10 protein-coding genes, 1 pseudogene and 1 other annotated feature are annotated in these 14155 nt (G+C 60.7%); of the genes and pseudogenes, 4 read left to right on the top strand and 7 right to left on the bottom strand.

The window, feature by feature from the left end; translation table 11 throughout:
- From ACWEH3_RS34595 to ACWEH3_RS34585, 3 genes are all read right to left on the bottom strand, one after another.
- Window positions 1-623 (bottom strand): condensation domain-containing protein (locus tag ACWEH3_RS34595; protein WP_450026870.1); only part of this gene is annotated, 623 nt, incomplete at its 3' end.
- 212 nt (window positions 624-835) lie between these two features.
- On the bottom strand, window positions 836-1483 hold the full coding sequence (locus tag ACWEH3_RS34590; RefSeq protein WP_450026872.1) for a hypothetical protein: 648 nt from the start codon (window positions 1481-1483) through the stop codon (window positions 836-838).
- 589 nt (window positions 1484-2072) lie between these two features.
- Window positions 2073-2534 (bottom strand): transposase, encoded by a 462-nt coding sequence (locus tag ACWEH3_RS34585; protein ID WP_452358482.1) that lies wholly within the window; start codon window positions 2532-2534, stop codon window positions 2073-2075.
- Between the two features lie 101 nt (window positions 2535-2635).
- Here ACWEH3_RS34585 and ACWEH3_RS34580 point away from each other — a divergent pair, with 101 nt between their 5' ends.
- The gene (locus ACWEH3_RS34580; protein WP_452358481.1) at window positions 2636-2983 is read left to right on the top strand and encodes a hypothetical protein; all 348 of its coding nucleotides are present in this window, start codon (window positions 2636-2638) and stop codon (window positions 2981-2983) included.
- 47 nt (window positions 2984-3030) lie between these two features.
- Window positions 3031-3384 (top strand): helix-turn-helix domain-containing protein, encoded by a 354-nt coding sequence (locus ACWEH3_RS34575; protein WP_452358483.1) that lies wholly within the window; start codon window positions 3031-3033, stop codon window positions 3382-3384.
- A 514-nt stretch (window positions 3385-3898) separates the two neighbouring features.
- Here the strand turns inward: ACWEH3_RS34575 and ACWEH3_RS34570 are convergent.
- Together ACWEH3_RS34570 and ACWEH3_RS34565 are read right to left on the bottom strand one after the other, a co-directional pair.
- Window positions 3899-5150 (bottom strand): annotated as a pseudogene (locus ACWEH3_RS34570) (IS3 family transposase).
- Window positions 4732-4863 (bottom strand) — a sequence feature (AL1L pseudoknot). It overlaps the preceding pseudogene by 132 nt.
- A gap of 484 nt (window positions 5151-5634) precedes the next feature.
- Window positions 5635-7959 carry a hypothetical protein gene (locus ACWEH3_RS34565; RefSeq protein WP_450026228.1) on the bottom strand — a complete coding sequence of 775 codons (2325 nt, stop codon included), beginning with the start codon at window positions 7957-7959 and terminating at the stop codon, window positions 5635-5637.
- Window positions 7960-8583: 624 nt separating this feature from the next.
- Here ACWEH3_RS34565 and ACWEH3_RS34560 point away from each other — a divergent pair.
- Together ACWEH3_RS34560 and ACWEH3_RS34555 are read left to right on the top strand one after the other, a co-directional pair.
- Entirely contained in the window at window positions 8584-9033 is a 450-nt protein-coding gene (locus ACWEH3_RS34560; RefSeq protein WP_450026226.1) for a hypothetical protein, read from the top strand.
- A gap of 201 nt (window positions 9034-9234) precedes the next feature.
- Window positions 9235-9717: a hypothetical protein gene (locus ACWEH3_RS34555; protein WP_450026224.1), complete on the top strand. Its 483-nt coding sequence runs from the start codon at window positions 9235-9237 to the stop codon at window positions 9715-9717.
- A 608-nt stretch (window positions 9718-10325) separates the two neighbouring features.
- Here ACWEH3_RS34555 and ACWEH3_RS34550 read toward each other — a convergent pair.
- Both ACWEH3_RS34550 and ACWEH3_RS34545 read right to left on the bottom strand, forming a co-directional pair.
- Window positions 10326-12137 carry a methylaspartate mutase subunit E gene (locus tag ACWEH3_RS34550; protein ID WP_450026222.1) on the bottom strand — a complete coding sequence of 604 codons (1812 nt, stop codon included), beginning with the start codon at window positions 12135-12137 and terminating at the stop codon, window positions 10326-10328.
- A 450-nt stretch (window positions 12138-12587) separates the two neighbouring features.
- Complete coding sequence (locus ACWEH3_RS34545) at window positions 12588-13472, bottom strand: TauD/TfdA family dioxygenase (RefSeq protein ID WP_450026220.1); 885 nt, start codon at window positions 13470-13472, stop codon at window positions 12588-12590.
- Window positions 13473-14155 lie beyond the last annotated feature (683 nt).

Raw genomic sequence — 14155 nt, 5'->3', positions numbered from 1 at the left:
TCCAGCCCCGCCACCCGCTGCGCCCAATACTCCTTGTCGGAGGCGAAGCGGGAACTCTCCCGATAGGCGATCTCCTGCTCGTACAGCGTGTGCAGATCGACGGCCTTGGCGGGCGCCGCCGCCGTGCCGTTCAGGATTGCCGTGTAATGCTCGGCGACCCGGCTCAGGTTGGTCATTGCACCGAAGCCGTCGAGCGCGATGTGATGGGAACGCAGGTACCAGAACCAGCGGTCGTCGGCGAGTTGCAGACCCGCGATCCGCATCAGCCGATCCTCGGTGAGGCTCAGCGGGCGGCTGTATTCAGCGCGCATCCACGCCATTGCGGCAGCCTCCGGGTCGGCCTCACCGCGCAGGTCCACGTAGTAGACCTTGTCACTGTCCGGGATGCTGTAGTCGATGTACTGATACGGCTGGCCGTCGCGCTCGATGATACGCAGGAAGCCCGAGCCGAGTTCGTTGGAGGCCCGGATCAGGGCTTCGCGAAGCACCTCCAGGTCGAGCGCACCGTGCAGGTCCACGTACTGCGCGATGTTGATCGGCACCTGCGGGTCGACATGCTGCGCGTACCAGATGCCCAGCTGAGCGGGAGACAACGGGAACGCACCCGACAGGTCGGGTGCCACCTCAGACCCAGCGTGTGCCCGTTCGCCACCAGTTTCGCCGTTTCCGCCGAAATCCAGCCGGTTCAACCGTAACCTCGCTTCCGGAACACCACGCAAGCGCTCCCCGACCACAAATGAGTAATTCTCGGCCGATCCGGGAAATACCCAGATCTACTAATAATGCATTATGTTCAGACGATTTCATGCAGCCGAAGCGCTACCGTCAAACTTATTTATCCCCGGTCGCTAAGTTCGCCACTCATGACTTCCGCAAGCAGCGACACGAGTCCTAGTTTGATATAATTATCTATATAAGCAGTCGTGAATAAGTGTCGGCTAACTCGCGATAGCTCCGCACCGCGATTGTGCCACACCCTCCGCGCGAACGGATAGCGTGCGAGTTGCTCTCTAAGCAGTGCGTCGATGATCTTTCGGCCCCATCCGATCATCTCTTCCTCATCACAAAGATCCAGGTACTCAAAAAGTTCTGGAATCATTCGCAGCCCACTATCACCGGCCAACGCGGTCGTCAAGTCACCTTCCGCCGCTACCCAAAATGCCGGAATGCCGTCCACCTCCCGCTCACCAAGTAGGCCATGGCCGCCAGGATCCCTGTTGACCACTCGCCCTCGAGGACGAAAAGGATCGGAAATGAGCGCACACCCAATGACACCTGAATCCGAGCCAGCCAGGCCAGCCCCCGCCGCGAAATCGCCGACGACTGCAGCCCCTTGCGCATAACCAGCAATTATTACCGGATCAGGAGATTTGGCGATTTCACGAGCAAGCGCAGCGCGACCCTCCAAACTACCTCCCGAATAACAAACCATCCGCGGAGCGAACCGTGTGGGGTCAAGCGCATCAGAAAATGCTTCGGTCACCACATGATCGCATGCAGACCATGAGGCACCGACGATAAGAACATCCACGAGCGGCCAGTTACGCAGTGGCCTTGTCTGCATTAATCATACTCCCACTCCCCGAGGGGCTTCCAGCAACCCTTGCGCCCAAACACACCAGCCACTGGTTTAGCCAGCGCCTCATCACGTTACGAAAACCGCAACTCTCCGCATAGAAAAAATATAACCTAATCGATTTTGTGGGAGCATCGCCTGCCTCTTGTAGATGGCAGCTGCCTTCAGCGGATCTCGCTGTACACCCAGCTCTCGGTGGTGCGGCGATTCCTCAAGTACCATGCACGAGGGCCGGCGTGGGTCACCAGCGGCGAAGCTGCGGTGGCCCAGGTCCAATTCAGACCGGCCTCCAGGCCGTGTGATGCCAGCCCGCCAGCGTCGAAATACGCCGGCCAGGCCAGCACGGCGCATCAGCCGAATCACTTCTGCGCCCCTCCGAGACTGCGACCGAGCAGCAGCCCGGCCGCACTACACGACACGGGAGACACGATGCGGACTTCGGTGATCGAGGCGGTGAGCTCACAATCAGCGCAGGCACGCGCGGCCTAGTGCCTCGTCAAGCAACCTTGGGTAGGTAATCGGGTCGCCGGATCTTGGAGTTGACGGCGAAGTCACGTTTGGGTTGGGCGTGCTGGTTGTGCCAGCGGATGTAGGCGCCGATCGCGGCGTCCTGTTCGTCATGGCTGCGGTGATCGGTCCCGTTCAACGCGAAGTGGCGTAGAGCCGCGAATTCGGCTTCGATCCAGTTCAACCACGATGAATAGGTCGGCAGGAATACCAGTTCCACGTCGTTGACCGCGGCCCAGGCGCGGACCTCGGCTCGCTTGTGCGGGGAGAAGTTGTCGAGGATGACGTAGAGCCTTTCGCCAGGCCAGCGCCTCCGCAGTGACTTCAGCAACGACAGGAACTCCTGCCATCGCTTACGATCCCGGATCCGATAGTGGAGCTTGCCGGTCGACAGATCCAGAGCGCCGAGCAGGTGCCGCACGCCCTGGGTGCGCCGGTAGGTCGCCGGCAACCGTTTCGGACTCCGGCGAGGAACCAGCCACGACCAGCGCGGGGTTGCAGGGTGAGCGGCCCGAACTCGTCCACACAGACCACCCGCCCACCGGTGGGCCGGTGGTCGTAGAGATCCAGAACCCGGTTCATCTTCACGGTGAACTCGGGATCGGCCCCGGCTTTCCAGGTCTTGACCGCCTGCCACGACACCCCCTCGGCCTCGAGGATCTGGCGCAGAGTTTCGCGGCTGATCTCAGCGATTCCGTTGCCGATCACTACTTCGCGCAGTTTCGACAGGCTCCATGTCGAGAACGGCCAACCCAGATCACGCGGGCAGCACCGGGCGATTGCCAGGTCGATCCGACGGATCGGTCGTCAATCCTCACGTTGTCCCCGCTTTCGGTCGGCTTCACTGTCTTCCGAGATAGTGTTCCGGTAGCCGCCGAATTGGCCGAACCGGCATGCTAGTGCCTCGTCCAAGTAGGTTGCCTCGGTAACCGGGTGTCGGGTTGATCGTGGACCTGTTGCCGGTGATGCTGCCGGTGGAGGTGGTGCCGGTGGCCCGGAAGCCGGAAGTGTCTGTGCGAGCGGTGACCCCAGAGGAGGGGCGGCGGTTGCAGAAGATCACCAAGACGAGCAAGCAACCGGTCAGGATGCGACGAGCGATCGTGGTGATGGCCTCGGCCCAGCGGCAGCCGGTTCCCGCAATCGCTCGGTTGATGCAGGTGAGCGAAGCGTACGTGCGGCAGGTGATCCACGAGTTCAACGAACGGGGGTTCGACGCACTGGACCAAAATGGAGCGCGGGCAGGCCGAGGGAGGTCGATCGAGCGACGCGTGAGCGCATCGCCTGCAGCGGCGCGTCGATGATGCTGGTCTGATCGTGGCCGACACCGTCTCAGAGGCGTTGCGGTCGACCAAAGGCAAGGTGCAGGGTGGAACTGCGAACCACCGGTGCGCGGGGAGGCCGCCAGCTGCACGCCGTCGTTCGCGACACCGCACCACCCCGCCACGATCGGGGTGCCGGTAAGGACCGTGTCACCGGCCGCAAGTCACGCAACATGTTCACCTGCATGGATGGCTGGATAGCAAATTCCTATAGCCATGTGTTTCCTTGAGGCTGGTGCCGATAGGCGCAGGTGCTCTTCGGGCGGTGAGACATCGGTACGTCGATACTGACGAGTCGAACAGTGGACGGCTGCAACGCGCCTTAGATGGTGCCTCACCATCTGATTCGGCTGGAAGGCTCGATGTCGATCGTGCTGTGGCGCATACCACCTATTTCGGCGGCGGGCGGCGTCACACCGACGCGGGTGTGTGGGATTGGATGCGTGCGCAATTGCCCGATTGGCCTGTCCGTCCTGGATCCGGTAGAGACTCGGGTTCAGGCCACCTCGGCTGAGATGGTCTGTTGATGGTAGAGGTGTTCGTATTCGGTCGGCGGTAGGTATCCGATCGCCGAGTGGAGGCGTGGGTGTTTTACCAGTGCACCCACGATGCCGTTTCCCGTTCGAGTTCTGCCCGGCCGGTGAAAGGCGGGTGCCGGTCGATCAGCTCGGTTTTGTAAAGCCCGATCACCGGTTCCATGAGGGCATTATCGAGGGCATCGCCGACGCTGCCGATAGACCCGGCGATACCCGAGCCTCGCAGCGTTTCGGTGAAAGCCAGCGACGTATATCGACTTCCGGCGTCGGCGTGATGGACCGAACCTGTTGCGGTGAAACGGAAATCGGCCCTCTGGCGGGTGGACAACGCTTGCTCGAGCACCGAGGTCACCAACGGTGTCGTCTTACTGGTCATCACCCGCCAGCCGAGGACGCGGCGTGAGTACACGTCGACGCAGAACGCGGTGTAGCAGAACCCGGCCAGTGTCGGGCAGTAGGTGAAATCGGCGACCCACCACTGATCCCGCCGAACCGGTTGCGACCAGGCCCGCCCGATCAGGTCCGGGTGTCGCGCGGGCCGGTCGCGGTCGCGTTCTGTGGTGATCGTGGTGCGCCGCCCGCGCACGACCCCGTCGATCCCGGCCAGCCGCATCAGCCGCGCGACCTGGTCGCGGCCGAGGTTGTGGCCGGCGCGGCAGGCGGCGCGCCAGAGTTTGCGTATACCGTAGACGCGCCGGTTGGCCGTCCACAGGTCGAACAACGCGTCGGCCGCGTGTGCATCAGCCCAGACCGCAGCGCTGATGCCGCGCTTCTTCGCGGCGTAGTAGCCGGACGGCGCGATCTGCAGCCCGTGCCCGGTGAGCACACGGCAGATCGGGTCGACCCCGAACCGGTGGCGGTGAGCGTCGATGGAGTCGACGATCACCGCAGTCGGCGGTCGACCTCCGCCGCCGCGAATAACGCGCTCGCCGTCCGCAAAATATCGTTGGCCCTTCGCAATTCGGCCACCTCGCGGCGCAGCGCCTTCAGCTCCTCGGACTCCGACTCCGACACCGACGCCGGCACCGGATCGTCGGCTGGTTGTTCGGTCTTCTCGACCCAGTTCCGCAGCGTCGCCGGCTTGATATCCAGCAACGCGCCCACATGCCTGCGCGCCGCGGCCATCGACTCGCCCTGCTCGCGGATCCGGTCCTGGTACATACGCACTGCTCGAGCACGAGTCTCCTCGTCGAACTTCTGTGGTGCACCCATGACTGACAGTCTCCCTTGCTAAAACGGGAGCCTCCAACCAGTCCAGGACGGTTCAGTACGGTTATTGCCCACGAAAAGTCCACCTCCTAAAACGAGCTCAGCTACACCTCTAACCGGTTGTTTCGAGCATTTCGACCGAACAGCCCCCGAATCGACCGATGCCATGTACTGGTCGTTCATCCTCTTGCCGTGCCAGCCAAATCGCGTGCGCAGCCACTGCCCGAGAGGGTGGCGACGGTGGCCGGGGGCGCCCTCGTAGGCCTCATCGAGAGTGGCCTTTCCCGACGTACGGAGAGCTGGCTGCCAGCCTGCCACTACGTACGTCCTTTCACCCTCCAGACCGTCGGGGACTATCTCGCTAACCTTGCCTTTGTGCGCGGCGGGGTTCTCCGGACCCGTTACCCGAACGGACAGAGGATGTGTACAGACTACCAATTATTTTTTCGATCTTGTCACTTGGCGATCACCCAGCCTATGGTGGTAATTAATTTGTCCACGGCCCTATATTGGTTCCGGCTAGCCGCAGATCGACATACACGGCCCTATTCTTGCTTCCCATAGCTTGCTCCCGGACAATTTGATTGTCCGGGGTTCGGTAATATCGTTCTGCCGTATCAAACAGATCCCTGGAAAGCCTGTACGCAATGTATCTACGAGTGTCCTCATCGGCTTTAGAGAATCTTTCCGGAGTTACGACACGCTGGAAGTCATCGAACGTCGTGTAGGTTCGTCGCACCGTGTCCCAGACCAATGGATCGGTTTCCCAAGCCGCATCGCTGCGGTGGCGCATGGGGCGGGGGGTGAGGCGGTGGAAAAGTGCTGCGGATTCTGCAAATTGGGCATTGTGGGCGTTTCGCTCGGCGACGCCGTATGGTCGGGAGTTTTCGGCCAGGTCCAAGGCAGCGGCAACTCGTTTCAGCGGACCGTATTCCATCGGGTTGTCTTCGGCGGCCTGTGTGGTCCGGGCATGGGCCTCTGCAGCCCATCTTCGAATTTCCTTGGGAAAATGGGCGGTGGCGAGGGCTCCCATGGCGTCTGCGCGGTCGGCACCGAGATTGAGGACGGTCGTCATCGCTGCCGCAGCGCTTCGCGCGTTGATGCCGTCGAATTCGTACACGGAAGCCCTGGCGGCTGCATCGTGCGCATTTTTTCCCAAGGTGAGTCGCGCCATCCAGCTCCCGGCGGCCCGCCGCGGTACGTTTCCTCGAAGGAGTTCATAATTCAGGTAATTCATTTCTTGCATGCGGTTCGAGTAGTACGTCAGCGGCGATGGGCGGCCGAACACGAAAGACGCCACGGGGTTCGCGTTGAATTCGGCGACATTGCGGAGGGCCGTTCCCATGGCTCGGCCTGGTGACAGCGAATAGCGCAGGCTCGCCTCGCCGATCCCGGTGGATGGGCCGCCAGCCGAGGCTGGCCTACCTTCGATCGCCGCACGAATCTTTTGGGCGATCCGACTCTGGGCTCCGAGCAGGTTGAGATCGAGGCGCCGCAGCAGTGTAAAGCCCGCGATCAGCACGACCCCGCCGACGAAGATAGCGGCCATGCCGCTGTCCGGTGCCGATCTGAAGATATGGTCCAGCACAAGGGTGTAGCAACTGAGGAAGGTAGTGTAGACCACCAGAGTTCCAGCATCGCCGACCATGTCGACCAGGTTGCGCACCAGGAATGCCTGAGTGGGGCCGTATATGAACCCCCCTGCGGCGAAACCGAAAATGGCGAGGATCGCGTGGAAGATCGACGAGAGTGCTGCGAGGAAGATCTTGATCGAAAGGTAGGACATGAACAGCAAAAGGATTGTGCCGAAAATAAGAAGTGTCAGCCCGGTGCCGACTTGCCCCGCGCTCGGATTCATGATCTTGGCATGGGCGTAAGCGTCGCCGCAGTCGCGCATACCGCGCGTGACCTGGGATTCACTGCCCGCCAGGATCCCGGACGACCAGGCCACGCGACATCTCGGCGAATCGTCGATGACGTGACCGAAATTCCATATCTGCAGCGGATGTCGAGCGAAATTGTCGGCCAAGGTGCTATTTAAATCGGCGACAATGGATTTCGGTTCCGGGCTGGGGTCGCCGTTGAGTCCCGCCGCGACCGAGATCCCGACGTCGCGACTCTGGGCTAGCAGGCCGTTCGACGACAGCGCAGCGGCCAACGGATGTGCCAGATAACCGACGCCAGCCACGGCGACCACCAGCATGAACACGACTTGTAGTGCGGCCTTGGCGTGGTACCCGTGAACGATGAACCATGCAACGAAGAATGCGCCGATCGAGGCCGCCACGGTCAGCATGATCGGGGTGGCGATTTGATCTCGCAGGCCGTCGGCGAGTGCGTTCAGCGGTGTGCTGAGCCAGTCGAGCCAGCGAAAGCTCACCGCGAAGCCGGTCAGCCAGATCGCACTGATTACGATGACCATGAATACCGTGAAAAGCAGTTCTAGGACACTCGCAAGCACCGCGTCCCGGGGGTTGAGAATGCTGCCTTCGGTGGCGAACAGGTAGTGTGACAAAGGAATTCCAGACGAATCGCGGACATTTGTCCAGGCCACTCCGTCGATTGCGGACGTGCTCCTACCGCTGGTAAGCGTGTCCGGCCGCCCGACGGCAGCACCGCCCGACAAAGGCACGATCACCAGCAGAATGAGTAAGGTGATTACGAGGCGGGCGGTCATGCGTCCTGAGCGGATGGCGATCATCCAGATCCGACATCGTCCGAGTACGGCCTGCGGGGACCAGCGCATCGGATCCCATGCCTTGCGCAAGCGAAGACGGGAATCCGGATCGAGTCTCGGCAAGAACTGTCGCATGCGACTTCACACCTTCGCGCGGTTGAGATTTCAGGCTACAAATCCGGTTACGTCACCATTGACACACCCATTTAACGTCCCGCTAGTTGTCGGCTCAATGTACCGCGGCGTAACGCCCACTTTCGGGCCGTGGGTCAGATGACTGCGACACGGCCTGAATGACCTATGAGCGCGCGACCCGCAACCTTGTCAGCCCCAACACCGCATGGCAGCACCCTGCGGAATTACTCCTCAAGAACGACTGCTGGCAGCTGCTGCATCGTTGCCTGACCAACAACGCAACCTCCCTTGACATTCGAGCAGTCATGGCGGTTCTCGGCCCGCGAAACCTGCAAGTCTCGCCCCTGGCGAAGGTAGAGGTCGTTGCCCTGCAATGGATCTCGTTATATCGAACTGCTGTCAGTTGTCGGCGTGCTGTGTCACCATCCGGTTCGGAGGCGCTGCACCGACATCCGGGTGAGTGCTTCCGTCCACCAAAAGTGAAGCCAGGGAGGGTTTCTCGTGGTCGCATACATCTATGCGTTCCAGCTCGGCGGTGAAGACCTGTTCAAGGTCGGCAAGACGAGCAACAGTCTCGAACTTCGGCGCAACCTGCTGTAGACCGGTTGCCAGCATCTGTTGACCTTGTTCGACCGCATCGAACTAGAGTCGAGCGCGGACGCTCTGGCCGGTGAGAACCTCGTCAAGCAGCGCTACGCGGACCGGCTCGTTCGCCCGCGCAGCGAGATCTTCCGATTCACCCCGCAGAAGATGCGCGAGGTGATGGCGGTGGTGCGGGAGTTCGTCGAGCAGCAGCTTCCGCTGCAGCGTGCCGCCGAAACCGCGGCAGCAGAACTCAACGACCTCACCCCGACCCCGGAGGTGTTGCCGGCGACCGAGGAGCTGAAACGAACCAATGAGCGGTTGCGTGAGCTGTACCTGGACACGGCCCGGTTGGACAACCAAATCAAAGACGTCGACGCCGAGATCGCACGCCTGGAAGCGACGGTGAAGATCGCGATCGGGTCGGCCAGCGGCATCGAGGGCATTGCGACCTGGACGATGGGGCAAATCACGGGGGAAGTTCAACCCTGACCTGCTCAAGGCCGCCGAGCCGGAACTGTTCGACAAGTACATGGTCCCGCAGTTCGACGCCGCAAGGTTCCGCACCGACCACCGCAAGGCCTACAGCACTACATGGAGACCACACCGGTCCGCCAATTCCAGCTCCTCAACGACGACCAGCCCCCTGTAGCTGGGCACAGAAGTTGCACGAGAAGGACAAGGGGTGTCGAAGTGACAGATACGCACAATCATGTGCGGGGTTCCGGCGCCGAGGTCGGGCTCGCTGTGGCTACCGCGGAGACTCGTCGACCAGCCGAGGCGGTGAGGGCGGGCAGGAACGGTCTGCAGGTCGCCGCGGAACTCGGGCGCAGCGAACTTGCGGTACGCGCCCGTTGCCACATGCTGCTGCCGCCGCATGTGCAGGGTGAACGCAACGCCAAACGGCTGGCTCTGGAGCTGCTAGGGATCGAGCTGCACAACAACCCCGGCTACGACTGGGAACAGCGACTGCGCGCCCACGCTCAAGCAGAAGACAAGCTCTACTGGAGCGAAGCCATGGACGACGCGCTGCTTGAACCGTCACGGGTAGGAGACCAGCTTCGGTTGCGGTCTAGCGCACAAACCGCGCCCACGCCAGCTCATCAGGATGGTCACCCGATAAGCCGGAACACCGGTGTCCGGCTTCCGCACCCCCCGCACCTGGTCTCCCGATGAGTGAATCCGAGACGTGGTGGCGGGAAGAACATCCACACCGCACGGCTGGTGCAATTTCCCCAGGTCAGAGAGGAGAACAACATTGCACGACCCAGATTCGGACGGCAGTCGGCGAGGCAGTGGCGCACCTGCTAGGTTCGCGGGCATGCCTGCTCGCGATGACAAGACCGTCGGCCTCGTACTGGTCACCTACCCAGAGCGCAGAGGACCTGCCGCCGTTCCTGGAGTCACTACCGGCTGCAGTGGAGCCCTACACACTTGATGTCGTCGGCGTCGACAACACCTCCACCGGCACCAGCGCCGGCCTCGTCGAAGCATTCGGCGGCACGGTCATGCACCGCCCGTCCGGACCGGCGAGCCAGCCTCGGCGCTCACGGTCTGACATGAGGGCTTTCGCCCAAGATCGGGGCAGGAGTCACCAGGCAGGGTCGGTGAACGGTGCCTGACTTCTCCGGCACCAAGCCTGTGGATAGGCCTACCCACAGCCCTGTTTTGATCAGGTGTCCGTGACCGCCGATGCACCGTTCACCTATAAGTACGTATTGATCATTTCTCAATGGAGAGACCCGGGGAGCTGTCAAGGGCCGGACACGCTTTTCCTTCGGCGGCTATCCGAGCGGCCAGGTTTCGAACGCACCGTTCGCCGTGCAGTTGATGTCGGTCTCGATCATTTGATGAATATCGTTGCTGTTACGTCTTCGGCGACGACTCACAGCTGACCGATGAAATTCGACAACGTCGACGGGCAGGGGGAGGTTTCCGATATCGGCGAACCGGATAGCACCTTCGCAATCGCGAATAGGCAGAGCGCAGTTCGCATTCCAGATGCTTGGCGAGAATGGAACGTCGAGCCAACCCTGCGTGATCGCCATCTGGACAGCCTGTGCGGTTCGGCCACTGGCGGCTAACAGGGACTTATCCAAAATCGCTCTAGCTTCTGCGGTGATTAGATCTTCTTCAAATCGGTCCGACTCCGAGAGCGCTGGCCGCGGTTTGAGGCGTTCATATCGACAGATTTCTTTGACCATGGCAAGGCTGACGCAATTGTCTTCTGCAGTTGGTATTCTCTGCCCCTCGACTTCAGTCTTTAGCATAAGCCGCACGGCTTCACTTGCCGCTGCAGAAGTCGCGGATCCCTGAAGCAGTTGCCTAGCCTTGGTTCGCGATCGCGGAAAAGGCCCCATGTATTGGTGCCATACCACATTTACCACCACATCTGCATGACCACGTTCAGACAGGTACCTCTGCGCGAGATTTCGAAGGACACGGACAGCCGCCAAGTCCTGGGCCCGGTGCCCCTGCTCGGCGTAGCCGAGGCTAACAGCTTTGACTCCGCATTCAGCGGCCAGAAGCGCTTCGAAAATATTGACTACTACCGCGATGCTGGGTGGCACGAGGCAGGCGGTGAGCACACCAAAGAATTCACGGTCAATCGCTATTGCATGCTCCGTTTTGTAGTAGCCTGCCAGCTCATCGACATACTTCCAGAGTTCAAGAGCTTCGTGGATTGGATAGTTGCGAAAGTACGGGAGGTTGTAGGAGATAGGTCCGCCCTCGAACGCACTGATGCCGGCGGCGAAGGAAATTTCGGCAAGCAGTCGAGGATCTCGGGTGCTGTGCCGTACTTGCAGAGGTGTTTGTTGGAATTGGTCGGCAAGGGCTGCTAGGGCGTCGACGCCGTGATTCACCGCGGGGTATCCGTTGAGGAGTGAAGAGTTACGATGTGGGAGGTTTGGATCTTTCAGGATCCGTTGGATGTCGTCGTAACGGTTGTTTCGGGTCAGCGAGTCGATCTGAAATGATAGGACATCGGCGTCCGCGCGGTCCAGTTTAGCAAACAGGTCACGTTGGTTGTCGTGATCCGAGACTCCGCTGCGTGGCTGGATCAGGATCTCATTTCTTTGCTGAGCCAATGCCTGTGTGTCAGAGAGTTTTGCATGCGCAGCCAGTCGCGAGGCATTGAGGTAAAGATCATTCGCCGCACTGCCAGATGCCCATGATGCCAGCACTTCCTCACGCGTCTCTGGTGTTAGCGCTTGGGGTAACAGTCTTCGCGTTGGTAGGCGTGACGTCGATACGTCCGCCCCCATGTGTCCGTGACACGATTGGCCGATCGGTGAGCGTTTCTCGAGGTCCTTTGACAAAATCTCGATCACGATGTCAGTGTCGGTGTATCCGTGGAAGACGCGGTCGAAGCCGAGTTCATGCAAAGTCTGTATCGTCGCTTTGTCGTCGTCGAGTGACGGATAGCCGCCCAGATACCAGAGCCGGTCCGAAACACCGAATTCGGTTTGGTCGTTGCGGAGAGTATCGAGGTAGTAGGCGGCGTGGCCGTCCATATTGCTGATCAGCGCAGCATCCGCTTTCAGTGCGCGGCGGCATACTTCCGCTGAATCGTTCTGAGCGCCGAGGAATATCACCGTGAATCCGTGTCGCCGCAATCCGCGCTGGAGGACTGTAAGGCCCACGAAGTGGGCATCCCCTCCAACCCCGGCAAGTAGTATCGACCATCTACCTACTTCTGACGGAGCCATGTGATTCCTACCGATACAGTGTCATTGCTGGTTCCAGTTGCGAGTAGCTCAACCAGACGTCGACGGGAAGACCGCTCTCGAAATGCTGTACGAGATCGATGTATGTGTGGCCCGCCCACCACGTGGCGAGCATTGCGACGACGTCATAGTCCTGCGTCCCGCAGCGACTGCGACTACCGCGCCCGGCCCTACGGTCCCGTTGACCCGACCCGCCAGGTGAGCAAGGCGTCCCATGAGTTGCGAGTAGGTGATCGACTGCTCGCCATGAATCATCGCAGGAACATCGGGGTGACCCATGGCGACGCTGCGAACGATCATCCCGAGGAAGGACGACATTCAGCTCGTCTCAGCAGCGGCGGGCGGCCTTGTTTGAGTCCACGCCAGGCGACTCGCGTCATACGAGCCGTAGATCCGCAGCAACCGACGCCTATTTCGCCTCTCGGTGAATGCCCGTCTGCCGTGCACGTACTGATGGTTGTTCCAAATTACGAATTCACCACGTTCCAGCTGGTGGGCGTCTTGATTCAACTCATCGGCTGCGAACGAGTCGATCGCATCGAGCAGGAGTTGGTAGTGGTCGGGCGGCTGCTGGGTAACCAGTCGCCAGCCCGATTCAACATATTTCCGCACATAGTTCACCCTTAGCTGTCCGTCGACCTCATCAAGCAGCGACCACCATTGCCGTGGTGCCGAGTCATCGACTGTAGCGAATGGATGAGCCATGGCGGCTATGGGCAACAGATCCGCGTAGTGGCTGGCGAGATGGTCTTTTAGAGCATGAGCATCGACAAAGACGGTTTCGCCTCCCTCATCCGCCCTGGACAAGCACAGCAATACTCCAAATTCCGGAGGTCGAGAGAGAAGTGTGCCGTCGGTGTGCAACCCTCCGGAGTCAGCCGTAGCGGAATAATGACTTGCGGCGCTCTCGCCGTCTCGTACTTGTACGTGGTAGACCAGCTCCCCCGTGTCGTACTGGGGGATCGGAGCCATCAGCGCAGTAACCAGATTCCATGTCGCCACCGACAGTTGGTGATCGGAAAACTGCACTGGCAGCCGAACCACGAGGCTACCGAGCTCGTCAAGAACCGCGGCGATCTTCACTGCCTGACCAGCGGAGGTCGCTACTGGTACAGGCGAACATGGCCAGGCCGTGGCATCGCAGCTCTCAGCGACATCCCGTCCCAGCAGTTCCTTTGCATTCTCGAACGAAATTACCTTCATGAACTTCCGATCTTGACGAGCGTGTACGCAGACGAGGTAGACAGCACCCCCGTGTCCCAGGCGATCTCACCAACTGGGCGGCGGGCGGTTGTCTGGATGAGTGCCTCGTCCAGAGAGATTGCCTCCGGCATCCAAGTGTTGTCAACGGACATTGAGACTTACGTGTCCGTCCGCTTAGCCTGCCCAGTCACCAACATATCCGGCATGGGGGAATTCTTTATGATCGTGATCGCGCCGGCGACTCTGACTGTCACAAAAGCGTATGCTACACAAAGAATCACCTCGGCGAGCGCAATGCCGGCACCGCCTCGAAAGATGCCGATTTCCCGGTCTCATCAACCGCCGCGTGAGCTGGCGACGCACTCACCGCGCACAGATAGCCATACCGAGTCCTTGTCATACCACCGACTCCTTCGACATCCACGGTGTTCGCCCGAGCAGGCGATCACCGAAACGGCAGGTCGGACATTAGATAGATGAAGCAGAAATAGCTTGAACAAAATGCACCGCCCGCGCCCCGCCCCTAGGACCACGTCTCATGTGGCGCGTTTCGTCCGCTTCTTGAAGCAGGTCAGCGTCGCGGCGAGAGTGAGGAACGCGAGGAAGTGTGTGGATTTGCGGTCGTAGCGGATGTTGAGCCGGTGGTAGCCGGTGAGCCAGGAGATGGTGGGTTCGATTACCCA

The organism is Nocardia sp. NPDC004718, assembly GCF_053601535.1.
Note: the sequence above shows the minus strand (reverse complement) of the source record. Positions and strands in the feature narration are given on the sequence as shown.